The sequence below is a fragment of the Akkermansiaceae bacterium genome (genome assembly GCA_024233115.1).
Taxonomy (GTDB): Bacteria; Verrucomicrobiota; Verrucomicrobiia; order Verrucomicrobiales; family Akkermansiaceae; genus Oceaniferula.
In genome coordinates this window covers 579490-601567 of sequence record JACKQB010000002.1, presented here as the reverse complement: position 1 = coordinate 601567, position 22078 = coordinate 579490, and the positions used below count along the sequence as shown (strand labels likewise).

14 protein-coding genes are annotated in these 22078 nt (G+C 49.5%); 6 read left to right on the top strand and 8 right to left on the bottom strand.

Features of this window, described 5'->3' with window-relative positions:
- Positions 1 to 40 precede the first annotated feature (40 nt).
- The 5 genes from H7A51_06745 (at position 41) to gdhA (ending at position 7147) form a co-directional block, all read left to right on the top strand.
- Positions 41 to 199: a DUF433 domain-containing protein gene (locus tag H7A51_06745; GenBank protein MCP5535918.1), complete on the top strand. Its 159-nt coding sequence runs from the start codon at positions 41 to 43 to the stop codon at positions 197 to 199.
- Positions 200 to 353: 154 nt separating this feature from the next.
- Entirely contained in the window at positions 354 to 1409 is a 1056-nt protein-coding gene (gene trpD, locus H7A51_06740) for an anthranilate phosphoribosyltransferase (GenBank protein MCP5535917.1), read from the top strand.
- Between the two features lie 118 nt (positions 1410 to 1527).
- Entirely contained in the window at positions 1528 to 2628 is a 1101-nt protein-coding gene (locus H7A51_06735) for an LOG family protein (GenBank protein MCP5535916.1), read from the top strand.
- An 82-nt stretch (positions 2629 to 2710) separates the two neighbouring features.
- Positions 2711 to 5701, top strand: a complete 2991-nt coding sequence (locus H7A51_06730; protein MCP5535915.1) for a hypothetical protein — start codon at positions 2711 to 2713, stop codon at positions 5699 to 5701.
- A gap of 96 nt (positions 5702 to 5797) precedes the next feature.
- Positions 5798 to 7147 (top strand): NADP-specific glutamate dehydrogenase, encoded by a 1350-nt coding sequence (gdhA, locus tag H7A51_06725; GenBank protein ID MCP5535914.1) that lies wholly within the window; start codon positions 5798 to 5800, stop codon positions 7145 to 7147.
- Between the two features lie 149 nt (positions 7148 to 7296).
- Here gdhA and gnd read toward each other — a convergent pair whose 3' ends face one another.
- From gnd to H7A51_06685, 8 genes are all read right to left on the bottom strand, one after another.
- Entirely contained in the window at positions 7297 to 8727 is a 1431-nt protein-coding gene (gene gnd / locus H7A51_06720) for a decarboxylating NADP(+)-dependent phosphogluconate dehydrogenase (protein ID MCP5535913.1), read from the bottom strand.
- Positions 8728 to 8883: 156 nt separating this feature from the next.
- On the bottom strand, positions 8884 to 11088 hold the full coding sequence (gene recQ, locus H7A51_06715; protein MCP5535912.1) for a DNA helicase RecQ: 2205 nt from the start codon (positions 11086 to 11088) through the stop codon (positions 8884 to 8886).
- A 105-nt stretch (positions 11089 to 11193) separates the two neighbouring features.
- Positions 11194 to 12786, bottom strand: coding sequence for an NERD domain-containing protein (locus H7A51_06710; GenBank protein MCP5535911.1), 1593 nt, complete (start codon positions 12784 to 12786; stop codon positions 11194 to 11196).
- The gene (locus H7A51_06705; protein ID MCP5535910.1) at positions 12783 to 14360 is read right to left on the bottom strand and encodes a hypothetical protein; all 1578 of its coding nucleotides are present in this window, start codon (positions 14358 to 14360) and stop codon (positions 12783 to 12785) included. The genes H7A51_06710 and H7A51_06705 overlap by 4 nt, the downstream gene beginning before the upstream one ends.
- Positions 14347 to 15549 (bottom strand): ATP-binding domain-containing protein, encoded by a 1203-nt coding sequence (locus tag H7A51_06700; GenBank protein ID MCP5535909.1) that lies wholly within the window; start codon positions 15547 to 15549, stop codon positions 14347 to 14349. Before H7A51_06700 ends, H7A51_06705 begins: the two co-directional genes overlap by 14 nt.
- A gap of 14 nt (positions 15550 to 15563) precedes the next feature.
- A complete protein-coding gene (locus H7A51_06695; GenBank protein MCP5535908.1) occupies positions 15564 to 17321 on the bottom strand; it encodes a DUF1998 domain-containing protein in 1758 nt (585 codons plus the stop codon).
- Positions 17322 to 17413: 92 nt separating this feature from the next.
- On the bottom strand, positions 17414 to 20725 hold the full coding sequence (locus tag H7A51_06690; GenBank protein ID MCP5535907.1) for a helicase: 3312 nt from the start codon (positions 20723 to 20725) through the stop codon (positions 17414 to 17416).
- 248 nt (positions 20726 to 20973) lie between these two features.
- Positions 20974 to 21468: a hypothetical protein gene (locus H7A51_06685; protein MCP5535906.1), complete on the bottom strand. Its 495-nt coding sequence runs from the start codon at positions 21466 to 21468 to the stop codon at positions 20974 to 20976.
- Between the two features lie 175 nt (positions 21469 to 21643).
- On the opposite strand from H7A51_06685, the gene H7A51_06680 reads away from it, so the two are divergent.
- Positions 21644 to 21841, top strand: coding sequence for a hypothetical protein (locus H7A51_06680; protein ID MCP5535905.1), 198 nt, complete (start codon positions 21644 to 21646; stop codon positions 21839 to 21841).
- The last annotated feature ends 237 nt before the right edge of the window (positions 21842 to 22078 follow it).

The window sequence follows — 22078 nt, the reverse complement described above, 5'->3', positions numbered from 1 at the left end:
ATGATATTGCATAGAGACAGGATCAGCGTATAGCGCGATCATGGTCACATTAGATCACAGTCCAGTCCACTCAGATCCTGGAATTCTCGGAGGGGCGCTTGTTTTCCGAGGGACAAGAGTCAAAGCCCAAACTTTGCTCGATCAGATTAAAGAAGCTATAGAAACCTCGTCAACGGGTTGCTATATCCCAATAAAATAAGCCGAACTCTGAATCCAGTGACGTGTTGTTAGTTTGAAAGATACACAATCACTAAACCAGACACACTATCATGAACCTTACTCGGAAGCTATCAAAAATACGGGGACGAAAATTACTGGTCAATCGTCACTACCAAGCTTAGACTTCCTCAGGTATGGACGCATTGATCGAACATGTAGAAGATGGCAGGGAGCTAAGCTCGCGGGAGATAGATGTAGCCGTGGAGATGCTGCTGAGTGACAGTGTCAGCGATGCCAAAAAAGCGCGTTTCCTGAAAGGGCTAACAGTTAAAGGCGAAACCGCGACGGAGTTGGCCGGGTTTGTGGAAGCATTCCTGGAACATGCCGTTGATCCGGGTGTCTCGGAAATGGAGTTTGACGGGCCTACGATTGATGTCTGTGGCACGGGTGGTGACAAACTGAACCTGTTTAATGTTTCCACGACCAGTATGTTTGTCATCGCGGCTGGAGGAGCAGTGGTAGTGAAACATGGAAACCGGGGGATTACTTCGAAAAGCGGTGGTGCCGATGTGTTGGAAGCTCTGGGGGTCAAGCTTGAGCTTCAGCCAAAGGATTTTCGCCGTTGTTTGGAAGTGGCGGGCGTTGGTTTTCTCTTTGCTCCGCTCTATCACCCTGCGTTCAAGTCGGTTGTGGGTGTAAGGAAAATGCTTGCCGCCGAGGGCGTGCGGACGATCTTCAATTTGATCGGGCCTCTCTTGAACCCCGCGCGGCCTGAATGCCAGCTTGTCGGTGTCTGTGATCCGGATATGGATTCGGTGTTCGCTGATATTCTGCAACGTCTTGGCCGCGACAGCGCCTGGGTCGTGCATGGCTCGACGGCTGACGGGGGACCTGTCGATGAAGTGAGTTTGTTAGGCTCAACCCGGGTTTGTAAATCGGGACGTTATCAGGAGTTGGTCGACGAAGAAGTGTCTCCCGAGGATTTTGGTATGTCCGTATGCGACGTTGCCGATTTGGAAGGTGGTGATGCCGGGGTGAACGCAAAAATCCTCACCGATATTCTCAGTGGAAAAGAGACGGGCCCGAAACGCGAGATGGTGTTGCTCAATGCCGGTGCTGGTCTGGCCTGCGCAGGATTGGCCGATACGATGGGGCAGGGGGTGTCACTTGCCGCGGAACTAATTGATTCAGGGCAGGCATTGGAAAAATTACACCGTCTCCAGGAAGTCTCGAAATCGGTGGGTGATTAGACGGTAAAGCGTGCGGAGTCAGCCCATGACCGGTTGTTTTCGTTTTTTGTAATTGTCACGACTCTGTGACATCCTACAACTAGGTAGCTATCAAAATAAACCCTTATAAAAATCCATCATGAGCCCGCACGTTAAACCCACCAAGATTCCGCAGGAAAGAGATTTTACCGGCGGGATGATCCATTCCAAGTCGTGTGCATTTATCGGCTCCACCGGAGAAAAGGTGCTCGACGACCGGATCATGGAATTGGCGGATGAAATAGCGGAGGGCAAGGAGAGCTGCCTCCTGGCTGAAATGCTGATTTCGGCGGTTCGGATTTCCCGGGGAGCCGTGACCGAGGGCGATTTCAAGATGATGAACCGCGCGTTGAAGGAAATGCGGATCGCGAACGAGGTTTTTTACCCCTATCGTAACTGTCGCAAGGTCTCGGTTTTTGGTTCCGCAAGAACGGACCCCGAGGAGCCGGAGTATAAAGCGGCGGTCGAGTTCTCATCCAAAATGCGTGATGCCGGGTTTATGACCATCACGGGTGCGGGCCCGGGTATCATGGCGGCGGGTAACGAAGGCGCTGGAAGAGAGGACAGCTTCGGGCTGAATATCACTTTGCCTTTTGAAGCCGCCGCCAATGCGTTCATCGCCGGTGACGAGAAACTGGTCGATTTTAACTTCTTTTTCACCCGCAAGCTATCATTTGTCAAAGAGGGCGATGCAGTGGCCGCTTTCCCTGGTGGATTTGGTACGATGGATGAAATTTTCGAAACACTAACACTTATACAAACAGGGAAGGTGGCTATCTATCCGTTAGTGCTGGTGGATGCCAAGGGAGGGACTTATTGGAAGTTCTGGCAGCAATTTGTGATCGAGCATCTCAGCCGACTTAGATTGATTTCTGATAGTGATTTTGCACTCTACAAAGTCACCGACGATGTAGATGAAGCGGTAGAAGAGGTGACCCGCTTTTATTCGAATTTTCATTCCTACCGCTACGTCGGTGACAGGCTTGTCATCCGGATGCAGAAGGAACTGAAAGAAGGGCATATCAACAAACTGAGGAGGGATTTTGGCGATATTTTGAAAAGTGGTGATTTTATACAAGGTGCCCCGCTTCCCGCTGAGGAAGACGAACCTCAGCTCGACGCACTTCCACGCCTCATTTTCCGCCATCGTCGCCGGAATTTCGGTAGGCTCCGCCAGTTGATTGATGCGATCAATAGTTGATGGGGTTCCTTCCGTTGTTTACGCGTCATTCATTTGAAAAATTACGCTTGGTAGTGTCGGCGGAATGGCTTATGAGTGAACTGTGGCCTATCGTCAGTTTGCCGAGGAGTTCGACCCGCGTTTCAAGGTCTTTCACGAATTGATGCGCAGTAAGGTGCGCGAGGTGTTGCTCGTCTCCACCCCCTATGACGCATGGAGCATGGAAGAGGAGGGGCGGTTGGCGGAGGAACTCGTGCGCGAATACCGGGGGCTGAACCTCAGCAGTCCACCGCGCTTACGTTGGGCATCAGGGCAGAAGGAGGCACTGGCTGCAATGGTCAATGACGAGTTCGATTTAGCGATTCTCGTGTCGACCGGGGAGTGCCTTGACGAGCAGGAATGCACGGACGAAATGCGCCGCATCAAGCCGGATTTGCCAGTGATCCACCTGTTGCATCATGCACGTCCTCCGCGCAACAACGGGGCCAGCGGTATCTCAGCAGCAAGACCATTGGAGCACACCTTCCTCTGGCGAGGTAACCGCGACTTGTTCGTCGCGCTGATTAAGAGTGTCGAGGACGAGCTGAATGCCCAGCATGATACCGAGCTGGCTGGGATTAGGGTCATCATTCTGGTCGAGGATTCGCCCGAACATCTTTCAACGATTCTGCCAATTCTTTACAAGGAAATCGTAGCTCAAACCCGAGCCTTGATCGATGAGGGGCTCAATGAGAATCACAGGCTCCTGGCGATGCGGGCGCGCCCGAAAATCCTGCTCGCATCCGATTTCGAGAAAGCCATGGCTCTTTACGAGCGCTACAAACCCTTCGTGCTCGGGATCATCTCGGACGTGCGTTTCCCTCGCGGAGGAGTCCCGGATTTGGACGCTGGAATCGATCTTCTGTGCCACGTCCACGCCGACCGCTTCGATATCCCGCTACTCTTAATGAGCTCCGAGCCTCGTAATGCCGCCCGTGCGGATAAGATACCAGCAACCTTCGTCGACAAAAATTCGCCCGACTTGATCATTCAAGTGCGCAAATTTATGCTTCGTCACCTGGGGTTTGGGCACTTCGATTTCAGGGACTCGTCGTCGGGCAAGATTATCGAACGGGCGGGCACACTGCGTGAACTTGGCCGGTGCCTCGAGCGGATCCCCGAGGACTCATTCCTTGAGCATTGTCGCCATAACGACTTTTCACGTTGGCTTTATGCCCGGGCCGAGATTGAACTAGCCGATAAACTTCGCCCTCTGCGTTACGAGGATTTCGTCTCTACTGCGAACCATCGTGAGGCACTGGCTGATCTCATCCTGGAACGCCTAAGGCAGCGGCAGCGAGGGTTGGTGATCGAATTCGAGGCTCGGAGCTTCGATGACGATTTCGAGCTTCTCAAGATCGGGGGGGGCTCCATGGGGGGTAAGGGTCGAGGTCTTGCCTTTGTTGCTGCCACAATCCTTGCCGATCCACAATTACACCGCGATTTTCCCGACCTTGAAATTCTGATACCACCCGCGTTGATTCTCGATACCGAGTTGTTTGAGGAATTCATCCAACGCAACCGCCTGAGCCATCTGGCGAGCGGCAAATACGAGGATGCGGAGATTGACCGCCGGTTTCTGAAAGGCCATATCTCGAAAACCCTCAAGAAGCAACTTCGCACTTTTCTCGATAAGGTAAGCTACCCCCTTGCTATAAGGTCGTCGGGGCTTCTAGAGGACGGGTATTTCGCTGCCTACGCGGGACTCTACCGGACGGTGATGCTGAGTAACGACGAGGCAGATCCCAACGTCCGGCTTAATCGTCTGCTCGATGCGGTCCGGCTGGTTTATGCATCGACCTATAGAAAAGACGCGCGTGCATTCGCCCAACGGGTCGGGCACCGCGTGGCAGAGGAAGGCATGGCGGTCATTATCCAAAAACTTGCGGGCCAAGACCACGGTGAGTGGTTCCATCCAGCGGTTTCGGGAGTAGCCCAATCAGTAAATTACTACCCGTTTGGTCGTATGAAAGCAGAGGATGGTGTGGCCACGATCGCTGCGGGGCTGGGCACGATGGTCGTTCAGGGGGGGAAGTCCTGGCGCTTCTCTCCCCGCGCCCCCGAGCTGCAACCCGAGCATGCCTCAGTGCAGGATGTGCTCAATAGCGCCCAACAACAATTTTATAGTCTGAGGTTAAATGACGCGGACCCATCCCGTCAAGGAGACCCATCCGACACGCTCGTGCTGAGGAATTTGAACGAGGTGATCGAGGCCGAGCCCTTCCGGAGACTCGTCAGCACGTATGTTCCGGGGGAAGGCCGAATCCGGGATACGACGGATGTGCCGGGTGTGAGGGTGATGAACTTCACGCCTCTGCTCAAGTATGGTGTGGTAGACCTGCCAGGCATTCTGCATGAGATTCTCAAGCGTTGCAGGAAAGGGATGGGGTGCCCAGTGGAACTGGAATTCGCACTGGACCTGCCGACGAAGCCCGGAGAACGAGCCAAGTTCCACATCCTACAACTCCGACCCATGAGTGCGCGACAGGAGCACCAGCGAGTAACGATTAGCAAAACGGATCTCGCCAATGCGATATGCACGGCGTCGTATGCCCAGGGCAATGGAATCCTGGATGGTATTGGGGACGTGGTGTTTATCGACCCAGAGGGATTCGATCCGGCTAATACGCGGGAAATCGCCGGCATTCTAGGTGAATTTAACGCCCGCCTGACCGAGGAAGGGCGGCGCTACTTGCTGATCGGTCCGGGGCGCTGGGGGTCGTCCGATCCCTGGCTGGGAATTCCCGTGGATTGGCAGCAGATCAGCGCGGTTGCAGCGATCATCGAAACACGACACGAGAAACTAACTGCGGAGCCATCGCAGGGTTCGCATTTTTTTCATAATCTAACTACTCTCGGAATACCCCATCTTTCACAGGCGGCGGATGATCATATCGACTGGGATTGGTTTAGATCTCAACCCAGGGTTGCCGAATCAGGTGGGGTTGTTAGGGTTTCTCCAGAATGTCAAATCCAGCTCAAGGTGGACGGTCGAGGTGGTCGGGGTGTGCTGCGAGTGATGTCAATCCAGTCTCCGGAAGCAGAGGGCGGATGAAGACTCACAGATGAGGGATAACGGATCCTTCCGATTGCTTCTAAATTGATTGACGTGGGGTTTACGTGTGGTAATCGGACAGTAAGCTAAAACACTATGAACAATATACTTCAATTAGTCCAAGATAAGGATCCTGCTCAACCGGAATTTCATCAAGCCGTCGCCGAGGTTGTGAACTCGATTCAACCGGTTCTCGACCGCAATCCGTCCTTTGGGAGGGAAGCAATTTTAGAGCGTATTGTGGAGCCTGAGCGAGTGATCCAGTTCCGTGTGCCGTGGGCTGACGACACCGGTCAGGTGCGGGTCAACCGCGGTTTCCGTATCGAGATGAATAGTGCCCTGGGTCCCTATAAAGGAGGCTTGCGGTTCCACCCTTCGGTGAACCTAGGCATCCTCAAGTTCCTGGCGTTCGAGCAAGTTTTTAAGAATGCTCTAACAACGCTTGCCATGGGTGGTGGTAAGGGTGGTTCGGACTTCGACCCCAAGGGCAAGAGTGATCAGGAGGTCATGCGGTTCTGCCAAAGTTTTATGACCGAGCTGCAACGGCATATAGGACCTAACACAGACGTGCCAGCTGGGGACATCGGTGTCGGAGCACGTGAGATCGGCTACATGTTCGGCACATACAAGCGGATACGTAACGAGTTCACTGGCGTACTCACCGGCAAGAGCCTGAACTGGGGGGGGTCACTGATCCGCCCCGAGGCGACCGGTTATGGGGCAGTATATTTTGCCGCCGAAATGCTAGCGGTTCGCGATGAGACCCTTGAGGGCAAACGTTGCCTCGTATCCGGGTCCGGCAATGTTGCTCAGTATGCTATGGAGAAACTTCTTGATCTTGGCGCCATACCGGTGACCTGCTCGGATTCCGGCGGTTGTATTTACGATGAAGAGGGGATTACACGTGAAAAACTCACCTACATCATGGAACTCAAGAATATTCGGCGCGGCCGGATTTCAGAATTTACCGAAGAATATCCCCAGGCAATCTACACACCTGCCGATCCAGGGTTGGATCACAATCCGCTCTGGTCGTTCCCTGCTGATTGCGCATTCCCTTGTGCCACCCAGAACGAACTTAATGCGGTAGATGCTCAAAAGATGGTGGGCAATGGCGTTTGTCTCGTCAGCGAAGGTGCCAACATGCCGACCGAACCAGAGGGTATAAAAATTTTCCGCGAGCACAAGATCCTCTACGCTCCCGGCAAGGCGGCGAATGCCGGAGGCGTTGCTGTCTCTGGGCTTGAGATGGCCCAGAACAGCATGCGTCTGAGCTGGCCACGCGAAGAAGTTGATACCCGCCTGCAGCAGATTATGAAAAACATTCACTCGAATTGCTACGAGACAGCCGAACGCTACGGCATGCCTGGCAATTACGAAGTGGGTGCCAACATCGCCGGCTTCCTCAAGGTCGTCAATGCCATGATCGATCAGGGGGTAGTCTGACTTTGACCCCAGTAGGAAAATGTTGGTGGATGTATGGAATGTTAGATATTTCTAGCAAGCCCGTTGCAGTTCTTTGATGGAAATGTGGACGTAAAAATGGCGAAACGGAGCGTCCGTTTCGCCATGGAGAATATGCTTCTGTTAGCTGGCTAGCTGATCAAATCGGGCCAGTCCTCGGTGTGGAACCACTCACCTTCGGGCTTGTCTGTGCGCTCGTAGGTATGGGCGCCGAAGAAGTCGCGTTGTGCTTGGAGCAGGTTGGCTGGAAGTCGCTCGGCGCGGTAGGCGTCGTAGTAGCTCAGTGAGCCACCGAAGGATGGCACCGGAATGCCGTTGGTTGCTGCGAGGGCCACCACCTCACGCCAGTCCTGCTGGCCAGCGTTAAGGATTTCCGTGAAGAACGGAGCGAGCATGAGGTTCGACGGAGGTGTATCGCTCTGATACGCCTCGGTGATGCGATTGAGGAAGCGGGCGCGGATGATACAGCCGCCGCGCCAGATCTTGGCAATCTCACCGAGCTTGAGGTTCCAGCCTTTGTCTTCGCCGACCTTGGCGATGAGGTCGAGCCCTTGGGCGTAGGAAACAATCTTGGAGGCGTAGAGCGCATTACGCACCTTCGCCACAAGCTCTTCTTTGCTCATGGTGAGCTCAAAGTCCCAGTTGCTGGGGCCTTGCAGGATGCCTGAGGCGACCTTGCGCTCGTCGCGCATGGAGGAAAGGATACGGGCTTCCACGGAGCCGGCGATGGTGGAGAAGGGGATGGCTTGTTCGACCGAGCCCATCACCGTCCAGCGACCTGTTCCTTTCTGGCCAGCTTTGTCGACAATGAGGTCAACGATGTCCTTGCCTGTCTCGGGATCTTTTTGTTTGAAAATATTGGCGGTGATTTCGATCAGGAAACTTTCCAGGTCGCCGGCATTCCAATCGGCAAAGATGTCGGCGAGTTCCCCGTTAGAGAAGCCTGCGGCTTTAAAGATATTATACGCCTCGCAGATTAGTTGCATGTCGCCGTATTCGATACCGTTGTGCACCATCTTGACGAAGTGGCCTGCGCCGCCTTCACCGATGTGGACTACGCAGGGCACGCCGTCAACCTTGGCTGAGATGCTTTCGAATATGGGTTTCATGATCTCCCAGGTGCTAGCCGGACCCCCGGGCATGATGGCAGGACCTTTGAGCGCTCCTTCTTCGCCGCCCGAAACACCGGCGCCAATGAAACGCAGGCCTGCCTCTGCGCAGTATTTATCGCGACGCTCGGTATCGGTGTAGAGTGAGTTGCCGCCGTCGATGATGATGTCGTCTTGATCGAGCAGCGGAATCAGGGATTCAATCACGGCATCGACCGGAGCACCGGCCTTGACCATGATCTGGATCTTGCGGGGGCTTGCCAGGCTATCGACGAATTCTTCCAGGGTCTCGCAGCCAATGAGTTTTTTGCCGGGGTTTGCCGCGATGAATTCCTCCATGGTGGAAGTGGTGCGATTGTATACAGAGACTTGAAAACCGCGGCTTTCCACGTTGAGAACAAGGTTCTGCCCCATGACAGCAAGGCCGATCAGGCCGAAATCAGATTTTTCCATAAATTGTTTGGTTGGTAGTGCTCGCGCATTATCCACGGGCAGCTGAGGGAATCAATACGAACTTGCGCCAATTCAATTTACTTTTTGATGAAAACCAAAGCAATCAACCAAAGCACGATGCACTCACCAAGTTTGCCGGCAAGTTACAAACTCGCCCTACTTTGTGACCGTGTCGGCGGTCATTGCGGCGCGGATGATTTTGACTTCGCCGTAGCCGAGCTTGCCGGCGGCGGCTTCGATGATCGGAGAGAGTGCTTCGTCACCGTGCTCGGAGAAAAGCTCCTGGCAGAGGGTGATTTGTTCCGGAGTGACGAGGCTTTTCCAATCGATGTCCGCTCCGTTTTCGATGAGGGTGGCCAGGTGGCTCTCGATGGTGGAGGTGACGTAACCGCGCTGCCTGGCAATTTCCTCGATGCTGAGTCCCTGTTTTAAAAGGTCGTGTGTGATCTGTGTCGTTGGCGGTGCTGCGCGCCTGATCGTTTGGGGTGCGGTGGCGGGGAGTGCTTGTTTTTCCTGGATGGCGTCCGGGTTGTTTGTTAGGAAAGCAGCGACGGCTTGCAGGAAGGCCGGGCCATAGCTTTGGCATTTGTTCTGGCCGATGCCGTGCAGCTGCAGCAGCTCATGCTCGCTCTCCGGCATGTGGGCGGCGATGGCGCGAAGGGATTTATCTGAAAACACCACGTAGGGGGGCACCTCCGCCTCGTCGGCGACTTGTTTGCGTAAGGCTCTGAGGTGCTGGAACAGACCTTCGTGGCAGGGTGTTAGGCCGACTTGCTGTCGCTGTTTGCGTCCGGCCTTTTCTGGCTCCACACGGGTGTCTTCGTTGATGTGGAATTCTTGCCGACCGTACAGCACCTCGGTGCCTGACTCGGTGATTTGAGGCACCGGGTATTGGTCCTGCGAAAGCCGCAGATGACCGCTGGCGAGCAATGCATCCAAGACACCGCGCCAGTAGGATTTGGGGTGGTTTTTACCGACGCCGTAGGTTTTCAGCTGATCGTGGTCGAACTGGCGGATTTTTGCCGTGTCGGCTCCCGCGACAATATCGCAGATATGCACCGCACCAAATTTGCCACCGGTGCGCATGACGGCGGAGAGTATCATCTGGGCTGGTTTGGTGGCGTCGACTTGTTTGAATTCGCCGTTGCAATAATCACAGCAGCCACATTTTTCCTCCGGATAAGTTTCATTGAAATAGGCTAACAGGTTGATCCGGCGGCATGCAGGCACCGACGCAAATCTCTCCATGGCTTGTAGGAGACGTGCAGCGCGTTGTTTCTCCTCTTCATCGCTGATGTCATCGAAGAACCGACGGATTTTCATCGAGTCGCCCGGGGAGTAGAGCAGCAGGCAGTGTGAATCGTCGCCATCACGTCCTGCCCTGCCCGTTTCCTGGTAGTAGCTCTCGATGTTCTTGGGCATATCGCCGTGGATGATGTAACGCACGTCTGCCTTGTCCACGCCCATGCCAAAGGCGACGGTGGCGACCATGACATCGATGTTGTCGCGGATGAAATCGTCCTGGGTGCGGGTGCGGTCGTCCGACTCCATACCGGCGTGATAGGCGGCGGCGTTGATGCCGTTGGTTTTCAGTAACTGCGCAGTGGCTTCGACACTTTTACGTGAGGTGCGATAGATGATCCCGCTCTGGCCGGGGCGTTTTTGGACGAACTCGACGATCTGCCGCTCCCAGTCCTTTTTGGCACGGACTTCGTAAAAGAGATTTTTCCGATCGAATGAAGCACGCACCTTGACGGCTGATTCAAGACCGAGTCGTTTTTCAATATCGGCGGCCACTTTTTCTGTGGCTGTCGCTGTGAAGGCGGCCATCGGGGTGTTAGGAAAGAGCGAGCGCAGCTGGCTGAGGAAAAGATAATCGGGGCGGAAATCATGTCCCCACTCGGAAATACAGTGGGCTTCATCAATGGCAAAAAAACTTGGTGCCTGCTGCGCGTTCTGGCGAAGGGTATCGATATAGCCGGGAAGCGCGAGTCGCTCTGGCGCGAGGTAAAGAAGATCCAGCACACCCGCCCGGTACTGGCTCTCCACCTCCGCCGCCTCCTGGTGGGTGAGGGTGCTATTCAAATAGGCCGCATGAATCCCGTTGGCATTGGCGGCATCGACTTGATCCTTCATCAGCGCGATCAACGGGCTAACCACCACCGCCGTGCCCTCCAGCATTTTACCCGGCAGCTGGTAACAAAGCGACTTACCACCACCGGTTGGCATCACGCCAAAGACATTTTTCCCAGCCAGAAGCCCCTCCACAAGCTCGCGCTGGTGAGGGCGGAATGCGCTGAAGCCATAGAGCTTCTGAAGCGACTCTTCAAGTGATCGGGCGGGGGATTCGATAGTGTTCATGAGAACAATTGAACAAAATCACCCGGATTTGTCAACCGCTTGTTTGGAAAACAAGCTTTCGCCGATTTATCAGAATCTATTAGAGTGTGCTAACTTATCCTGAGTTTAACTTGTAGACTGTGTGGTGATTGTGGAGATGATCGAAAGAACCGCTCTGGCTCGGCTCATACCTACATAACGCAGATTTAGATCATTTGCAGGAATTTTGAGAGTTGGAAGGTCGATTAGGATAACGGCTTCATTTTCCAATCCCTTAAACTCTTTAATTGTAGCAAAACTAATGTGACTCGGTGGAAAGCTGCGAAGCGAATACTCATCAATGACCTCTATTCGATTAAGGTAAGTTGCGTGTAGGAGAGCTGCACTTGACTCGGGGAATGGTAGCGGTGATAGGATCGTGACATTTCCTTCTGAGATTCCTCCTATGTTGATGATTTCTTTCAGCTCGTTGGCGAGCAATGTAGCTGACTCTTCAGGGGAATTGGCTTGAAACTCTCTGATTTGAGGCCCGTTGCCAGCACCTCTTACACCCATGTCTGCCCCAAGGTCATTTTTAACCTTATCTAGAATCAATTTTGTATTACGGCAGTTTGTTGTGAGTGGAACTTTGGCAGCACCGAAACTTTCCAAATAAGCTTCAGTATCAAGATCTGTCGGTCCAAAGAGTCCTGCCTGATTGTTAACATCATAAAAAATACACCATTTTCCCTCACTCCAACCACCATTGAGCGAGGGTTCTAAATTATCGAGCACCGTTGATTCAAAAATATCTTGTCCTTCATCGATAATGTAGCGGTCAAAACTATCGATTCCAGCTCTACGAGCGGCAGATTTTACATTGGAAGCAAGGGCTAGGGTTAAGTTTGGTATTTGAGCCTTCGTTTCAAGATATTGACGTAACCAAGGTGATCTGCAAATGAGAGCTACTTGCTGACCTTCGGACGTCCACCTTCGTGCCAGTTCCATGGCTAAAAAAGTTTTTCCCGTACCCGCTCCTCCATAACAGAGAATACGGTTGTTTGCTTCAATGATATCAATAGCCCTCATTTGATCAGCTGTTAATGAGGTGGCCTTCTCCTCGATGTCATCAGCTATTACATGCAGAGGAATGGCTGTGTCAAAATTGGGGCGGAGAAAAGCTCTGATATCTTTAAGTGTTTTGGAATCGAGTAAATTGGGACGGTTTACTTTGCCATGCCAGTGTTTAAAAAGTCGATTCAGCCACCCTACGATATCACGTGATGACTTAGCGTCAGCAACCATACAGTTTTCCCACTCAAGTGAGGAGACGTCGAAATTGCAGTCGGGGAAAATTACGCCATACCCGAAAGTGAGCTGGTTATGAACAATGGGCATGTTTTCCCTCATTCTGTTTTGGATGGCATGAAGAGCCGTTTCAGCCTGAACAAATGGGCTCTCTTTAAGATTTGAGATGACGCCATTGCGGTCAGTGGTTGCCCATTGTCCTTCATTGCACGCGATTCCACCTCCTTTGATTTCAAGTATAAAAACTCCTTTAGGACCACAGAGAACAAAATCGGCTTCACCAAACCTTTTACTAGGGTGTCTCGTTAGATTGAGTGAATGGAAACAGGTCCAATCTTCTCGTGGGACTTCGTATGCCTGTCTGAGTCTGTCAAAAATCCGTTTTTCGGCTTTACTGCTTGTGCCATAGGGTGAGGAAGGGATCATCTTCATTGAGCTACCTCCTCTCCTAAATCGGCGTATGTTTTCTTAAGAAAGTTAGGTTTGATTGAAGACGATGATATTTTTTCGAGGAATAGTGTCGGGTCAACTGATGCGTTAACAGCCTTAACCTCTCCATCGAATTCAATATGTATGCCCTTTCCATCGATATGCATTTGGTAATCACCCTTAGCTAATGTGATGGTTGTTCTGATGCAGTCCCACTTCATGCTTCTAGCTAAATTCAGGGCTGCATTCATTTGTTTTTTGCTCCACTGGTTGTCTGTTAAAGAAAATAACTCGCGTAACACCCTAGGTCTTGAAGGCGGCTCTCCTAATTGAATATTACTACCGGATAACTGATGCGCCATAGAGGCCATGCGGTGTTCAATAGCATGTGTCATTTTCTGTGTTGTGCCGCGTAAATCAAGTGGAAGACCCATCCAGCCATCACGAGCTGAAAATAGGATGGCAGCTAATACTAGATCGTTCTCTGTCAGAGACTCCTCCTTAAAATTGATTAAATCTGTACAGGTATCTCTAAGTGAAAAGACGACCATGGCTCTAGAGAGCGGTCGATTATTACGTTTAAATAATTCAGAAATGCTAGAGTCGCCAATGCCAGCTACGGCTTTGATATCCTGAATCAGTGAGTAGAGTCTATCTTTGTGACTAGATTGCATATCAGAGCTGACAGATTCTAAATATTCGAGCAGTTCATCTAATGCAGGCATACTGCCTTCTTTTGAACGGTTGGATGCGAGGTGGTTGACGGCACCCCAAAAAATTTTGGCTGAAACAGTATCCATTTGCTCAGGTTGTAGATCCTGAGTTATCCACGAAGAAAGGGGCGTAAGTATGGGGTCTTCAGTCGTATCAGGATACTGTACTGGAGAAAAAGCGGTTTGAGTGACTTTGCTCGCAAGTGCTGAATATTCGGTAAACTGTGTTAGCATAGCCAACATGGCTCCATAGGCTAAAGATTTGTCTGGAGATAAATTATAATCCTCTTCTGAAAATGAGCGCACAGCATGCTCGATGCTCTTTTTAGGCTTGAACGCGCTGGCGTTTGTTTTGATCTTATACTGTTTCAGGGGAACATTAGACAGATCCTCAGCCTCAGCTAAACAGGAATCCTTATCTTCTTTGTTTTGAAACGTGATCGACTCGATCCACCCTGCGGGTAGAGGGGCCGGGATTAATAACAGATCAATATTTGATATATCAGAAGTTGGAAAGTTGACCTCAGCACTCTCACCATTGTTATTGATCGAATGGATGTCACCAGAAAGGGTATCGATACTGATTGTAATGATACATGGCTTCAGCCAATCCCTTTCACTTGTCGCCTTTTGAATGAAGTTAGAAGGGACGCTTCCATTAGTTAAAGGAACCCATCCGGGATAGACTGATAATGGGTCTGCGTAGTATTTTTTAAGGAATCCTTTGGGTGGCATTATCAAACCTGCTGCAAGCATATAAAACAGATTGCGATGATTGGTAACCAAATTCCAGACGGGCTGTTTTTTCTCAGCTGCTTCCACTGTCAAGCCAAGTTCGGGTTGTTCTGTTTTAGAGCGCTTCATGATTGTTATTTGGATAGTGTTTAAGAATGAGAGGGTCCTTAGGGTGGATGTCATCAATCGGTTTGTGATCAGACTTTGATCTTAGTAGAATGATTTTTTTGCGAGCTCTTGATACCATGACGTAAAATCGGCTCTGTGTTAAATTTGCAGTGTTATGATCATGTTGATGTTCTTCAGTGTCAGCTAGAAACACATCATCAAATTCAAGACCTTTACACGATTGAACATTGATGACCATGATGCCCCCTTTGTCAAAACGCAGCTTCTCTGTAGAGCCACTGTAGTAAGTTTGAATATTCGCTTTTGTAGGATCTTGATTGTGTTGAGCTGATTCTAGAGCTGCTATGTATTTTTCCCGAATGGCGTTATTCGGTGTAATAATGCCAATGAGACGACGAGGATCACGATTTAGTATGACGATGATTCTTCTGATGAGCCGTAGAAATTGATCGCTACTATATTGAAAAAGAATTGGGGTAAATACAGATGGCCTGTGATCCGGAAGCTGTGGTTTTGGGCTAGCGGGGTCATGAGGACAATATGATTGTGCTAGTCTCGCGGTTGGCAGAGTATTACGAAAATTTTCATGGAGTTCGATTATCTGTTCACTCTCTAAAGCAAGGTAAGTCTCTATATCTCGTCGGCTACTATTTTGATTCGCAATGATTTGTTGGTTCTGATCTGCCACGATAAAGAAATGCTCAAAACCTAAATCGCATAAAGCTTGGTAAAATTGTGGAGGCATGTCTTGACCTTCGTCAATGATGAGATGAGGCAGTGCTAATGACTCATGATCACTATGTGAGTCCTGGAATACAGAGGCAATCTCGTCGACTTTAATCCAATCGATGTCTCTAAAGCCTCCCTGTTTTAGTGGAGCTGACAAAGGGCAGTCTTGTTTAGTTATGTTTTTAAACCATTTCTTAAACCATTTAATCCATGTGGTCGATATCAGGTCTGGGTAGAGCTGTGAGCCAGATTCATCGAGAAGGTGATTGTAGACCAAAAATACATATTGAATTTTTTCTCTGCGCAACTTACGTGCGCGGAGTAGAGCCACTACAGATTTTCCGGTTCCGGGACCCCCAACAACCAAGTATTGCCCGTTACTAGGAAGTGCCATGACATCTTCCTGTTCTTTATTCAGATCTTGAATACCTGGAAGCTGAAATGATCTAGTGGAATCCATGATGATTTAGTTATCTATTTCCTTATCTGTTGAGCAAATGTGAGAAATGGAGGGATACGAGTCTCATCACCGCCTTCTTGGTTAAAGTCATCTAGATTTCCTTTGATGAAAGTACGATCAAGAAGAAGGTTGCCGCAGATGCAACTTGGCTCCGGGATCAATGCGCATCCATGACAAGCAGCCTTATTTAGGAGACCTGGTCCTTGACCTTCGTGTTCACTGCATACTGGGTCTAATGAGCACCACTCTGCGTGTTCGAAAACGCTGGAAATCAGCCGGATAAATTTATCTGGTTTGGCGTGTTCAGCTAAGCCTCCCAGAGAACCGGAAGAATCAGGAACAGCAACATATACCAGGATTCCAGCCATTGGTGCATTCCGATTAGAGGAATAATAAATACGCTCCTTGAGAGAGGCTGCGGGATAACCAGCACCTGCCTCAAGTTGACGTATCAATAGGTGTGAAATCGTGTGTAGTAGCAAGAAACGAGGTGACACCTGGATTTCAACGTTAAAGTTCATATCAGCGGCAGCAAATCTCTCGATGAAGTCAGCGGCTCGCTTTTGAATGGGTAAAGACGACTCCCACCTTGATAGAATTTCCTCGTCGATCGTGATGAACAGACCTTCTCCATACATTTCAAGAGCTGGTAACCACTTGCTTTTCCCTATGATGTCAGGGGGCGTAAGATCTCCGCCCATTCTACTAAACCCACGAAGCACTTGAATTTCTTTAAGACGAGTAACCGCTACAAGATTGGAGATGCTATTTATTACGGCTTTGGTCGATGCTGCCATTTCGTCTGTGACACAGGTGCTCCATTGCTCACTGTAGTGTTCCGTTACAAGATCTTCATCCTCAAGGTTATTGGGAATAATTCCACACAGAGCACCAAATTCAGACAAAAGGAGGTCGTCGATTGTTGGGTTTGCCCCATAATAGGGGTAGCCATTTTCAATTTCGCTAATAGCTCTGACAACTTCAGATTTTGAACAATTGAGTTCTTCGGCAGCTTTTCGTGTCTCCCGCTTAATGGCTAATGGATTCTTAGCTCTCGCTATACGATCTCTTAATTTTGTATTACAATACAGGCGATCAATCACAGAACCTCTACGTATTCTGGATTCTGGAGGTATGACCAAAGCGCTATCAGATTCAGAAGTGTGAATTCGAGAATCATTGATACTCATGATCACGGCAAGATCTTCCGATGTTTCCTTAGTTTCGCGTAGCCATGGCTGACTACTTGTCATGCCGTATGGGATGCGAGCTGATTCATCAAATTTGTTAAAAGCGCTGCATCGCATACATGATAGGTTATAGCCATCATCACCTTTTCGAAGTTTTAAATAGGGCGTAGTCCAGTCATGTTTGCAGTTCTTTTGTTCTAGTTTTTTCGCGTATTGGTGGGTTAATCGGTGCCAAGGAACATCAGCCATATGACCATCTGGATGAATGAGCACCCATGGTGTTTGTTTAATATTTGAATGCTTGCACTTGGGACAGACAAGTTGTTCATTCTCAGGCTGTTTTATCCAAGGCTTGTAAAATAAGCCCTCACATTTTCCGCAATGCATCCATGAAGGAAACCTGCAAGCAGGGATGCAAACGCCATCAATGGTTTTATTCTGCTTATTAATAGAAGCTGTAGGAGGAGTTCGAAGTTCTTGATCGATTCCTAGAGCGCTTCGAACGCCTTCGACATAAGAAATGGGTTCTCCGGCAGGACAATCATGCTTGCCAGTCCACTGGCGAGTGTCCTCTATAGCCATAAAGTATTGAGGTTTCTCAGATGATCGCACGATCGCACCGACAGATGAATGCCGAAGTAGATGAGATAGCCTTACGGGTGTCGTTTGATACTTCATAATAATTTGATAAGGCTAGAGGCTTCGACGTTTCTCATGGATTGTAGGGTTGGCCAGAGCCCTGCAATTTTATCGTGATGGTTGTATAGAAGCCGGCATGGTGTGGTAGTGTTGTCAGCAACAGAATAGTATAATAGCTGCTTGTTTTTATTTACTTCATTTAGCATCTCTTTCCACTCATCCACCAAATTGTCTAGATGTTGAGCCACTAGATTAAATAGATCGGGATCAAGTTTCATCGATTCATGTTTCCCCTCTTTCTTCTTTACCCAACAACGTTTTTTGCATTGCCGTTTAAGTGTTTCGATCACCTTTAACGTTTGTTCATCATCAGGCTCAAATTCACCAGCTGAGTTATTATTGAGCATTTTACTCAATGAATGCCGAATGCTGATGACTAATGCGGCATGCAGTGCTCGAAATCTAGCTTGATAGGTAAATGGCGTGATGCTGGTTGGCTCGACAAATCGATAGAATGACTCGTGGTATGCCTTGAAGCTTTCATAATGTGATAAGCTTCGGGTTTGATCTCTATAGTAATTGGTAAAAACTAAGCCTGGAACTGAAGCTCTTCCAACTCGACTGCTGCTTTGAATATACTCACCTGTTGTCAACGGTTGTCCGTTAATGACCATTAAAGCTAGGCGATTCACGTCAAGGCCAACGGAAATCATATTCGTAGCTAAAGCCATATCGAGACATTCTGGGTTACCGCGCGGTTTTGCAAGCTGCGCGAATGTTTGAGCATTTACTTCTGCGCTTGACTGACTTGTAAGTTGGGCCACTGCAAGTTGCTTGCGTGTGATGCTATTTGTATTGATTGGTTGAACATTACTTTCGTCACGGTCGCTTTTGGACGCTTCACTAATTTCTTTCTTAAGTTTATCGAGCCTCCCCAGAACATCGATATCAATGGCATTATGACTTACCCCAACACCTTTGATGCTGCCATGATAGATGATGAGTGACCACCATGCCTCCAAGAGAAGATCATTGGTATCATCTCCCATGTCATTGAAAATCGCTTCTGGTGCGGCCATTAAGGCAGTAGCTAGAGGTGCCAGACATTTGTTTCTGCCTAGCATAGGAGCGAGGTAACCAACATATAGCCGTCCCGGCTTTTCGGACGTAGGAACGGTTTTGGCGAAATATGAATCGTCACAGCTGAATCCTGGAGGTGGAAATACAGCGAGATCCTTACCATAGAGTTTGCGCACCTGTTCTTCAGCCATGCGAATCGTCGCGGTTGATGCAATTACTTTCGGGTAGACCCCACGGCTCTCTATGATTGTGTCTACAGCGGCTTCGTACAGCCCGGCAATCGAACCTAATGCACTGGCAATAAGGTGCAATTCATCTTGTATGATAAGTTCAGGAGGACGGTTGCCGTTTTTTCCAAAGAAGGCATTGGCTCGATCTTCCCATGCAAGCCGTGCGAACTTATCGATCGTTGCTATCAATAAAGTTGGAGGATTGTCGTAGAGGTCTTGATCGACGACCCTACAGGGGATAGCGCTATCCTGTGAGCCTCCAAAGGCGCACTTGTCGTTCTTACAAAGAAACTTAAAAGATGCATGTTTCACGGAGTAATTCGTATCAGGCGCAAAGTTGCCGTTGCACCAGGGACATCGACGAATTACGAACCAACTAGGAGCTGTGTGTTTATCTTCTTTTAAGGCCTGCGTAATGGTCTCCAGTGCGTCCTTGTATGTGTTGGGGCTGGTCGCACGGCCTACCCAAATGCCAATTGATATGGGTTCTTTTCCTAATCGAGGGTTTTCACGACGCATCAGTTCAAGTGCGCAAATAAGGCGTGTAGCTCGCTCAAACTGCTGGGATGTTAGTAGGCTTAATGTGTAGCGCATTAATGCAGTAGTTCCGCCTCCTTTCTGTGGGAACTTGAGACGCCGCCAAACGATCAAGAATGCAATTAATCCTAGATACGCCTCGGTTTTTCCTCCACCAGTAGGAAACCAAATCAGATCGACGATGTCGCGATAATCACTATACTCGTTTACGGTAGATTCAATTGCCGTTAGCAGAAAAGCTAATTGAAAAGGTTTCCATCCATGAGGTGCGGTTGATTCTTTTTTTTGGTTCAAATCATGCTGCTGCATTTGATCTGCCATAGCACCATTGGCCATAGCAAAAGCATCGGCTGCGAGTTCATTTTCTGAAAGAACAGTTAGACTCTGTCGCATTCTTTCAACGGCCGTTTTCATCCTATGATGGATTCTTTTTGCTGACTCTATATCGCTTGTGTTATTAACTTCCAGACACTCCTTGTTGACCCAACGTTCGTATCCATCAACAAAGCTGGTCAATTTCGCAATAGTCTCATCAGTATTGTTTTTAGATGTCCCGATTTGAGCAAGATGCCTCATTTGCAAGACCTCTTTATCTCCATCTTTGATTTCTGTTATTACGGTTGGAACTTCAACCGTGGGAATGAAATCTGACCATATATGGGTGACATGATTGTCTTCTTCTTTCCAATCGACAGCAGCCCCATGACCAATGGCGTAAATGTTGCGAGATTGGTATTGCAACTCAAGTTCACGTTCTTCTTCGGATAAGAGGCTGGGATCTACACGAGGATAGTCACCTACAGTGCCTGAATGAATTTGACAGTTTAACTCGACCTCAAACAAGGTGTGTTCATTTTGCTTTTCTGCGTAATCTCTATCTTCTAAATCATTCGGTAATTCTTTAGCATTAAACAAGGTGACTGTAACAAGCCAACCGTTACCTGTTTTTCGCCACAAAAGGTCTATACCTGCTCTATGTCCTTCTCCTTCATCGTGTGGGAAAACATTTACCCGCTTACGCTTTGATTGGCTTGGGTGCTCCAGCTCCAAATTTGGAGCGCGAAAAATGAGGCTGTCTTGTTCCGTATCTGATAGTTTTAATGGCACTCGGTGCCATTCCTGTCTCGAAAACTGCCCTTTTTCATCGCGAGTCTCGGCGTCGTATCGAGCTGCAAACACATCCAGTGAAAATGAAATATCTGAACCTTGAATGAAAAAGGAGAAGCCAACAGATGACGGCGGAATGTAGCGCTTTTTAATAGAGGCCTCTTCTAGATCGTCCTCATCGCTATCTGTTTCAACAACTTCATCAGATACAGCATCAAATCCTTCACCTCCTTTCACCGTTGGAAATAGAAGACCGCATGGATAACGATGGATCGGTTGCTCGCCCATGAGTATCCCCTCTCCATCAGTGCCTAATTGAGCAGGGCCGATTAATTGGGATTTCACCCAATCAACGAGGCTTTTTCTATGCTTTTGATAAATACTAGGGTCCATGCGCTAGGTGGCATTTTTATGAAATCTGTTATTATTTACGAGATCAAAATAGGAAAAGTATAACAACTATCAACATAAGCACATCCGCACTGCCTAAGCCCACCTCTACGACAATCTACTGATCGGCAAGAAATCCGAATCTACATGGCGCATCAACACGAAAGCGCACAGGAATGGGGGCCGCAGTCGATTGGTTAAGCGGGCGAGGTCTTGACTGGCCCGCCCGTCTGCTCAGGGTGTGTTTATTGTCATTCGTAGGTCTCCGCAACGATTTCAGAATCAGCCTCGCCAAACAACACGGGGAAAACCTTCTCCCTACCGTGGGCTTGCTCACCGAGAGCCGTGATGGCGCGCAGGTAAAAATCGGAAACATCGATAAGCTCCTCATCAAGAACCCAGCCTGACTTGGTGGTGAACGCTAGATCATCACATCCTGGGCAGTAGACACTGAGCCCCTTGTCGGTTAGTCCTAGAAAGTTGACGCGGAAGAATACCCCGGTCGGGTCATTCTGACTGAGCCGCAAGCGTTGGTTTTCAGTGAAAAAAGCAAAGTCCTCACGCGGTGGTGAAAAATGAATGAGTCGCTTCTCATGATCGATGTCCGAAATGACAAGCCGGCTAAGCGCCCTGCCAGAATCCACCCGCTCGGGCAATGGCCTGTCCCACTGGCGTTGCATTTTCTCGAACAGCAACTGCCGTTCTTCACGCACCTCATCTGCCAATTGACTAAGCTCAGCTCTCACGTGATGAGATGTTAGCCAATGATTGATTATAAAACAATGTTGATTTTGTAGCTTCAGCAGGGGCGAACTGAAAGCGTCGCGCGTCCCGTCAGTCCCTTGATTTTTTTCGATATAACAAGTTTCCCTTGGTGAAAATACCGTTGCCGTACCGGGTATGGCAACGTATCATGCAGCCATGAAAAGCGGCGATACCTCGCGCGCGCTCCCCAAACCTTTTTTCAGCAAAAAGTTAATAGACGTATTTCTGGTGTGTGGTTATCATGTCTCCGTCTGCGGGTTGAAGGCCGGGATCAAATATCGGTTCCAGGTCTTTGTTCCGAAGCGTCAGATCTTTTCATCACTGAAAGTAATGCGGTTTTCCGCAGCGCTCTGACCTGTTTGCCTCAGCCCGCAGACACTTTTTATAGGTATCTATTCGATACTTCTTTTTCTCCGTTACCACTGAGGTGTTTTATTCGACACATTATTTACTGCCCACGGCAAAATCTGAGTAGGTGTCTGGTAGTTCTGGTAGCGGCGTTTGATCTGGCTTCATTAAACGCCCGCTCTGTGAGGGGCTTGTTATTCCTCGTGCAAGTAACGTCGATGGAATAATATTGTCGATTCCCCA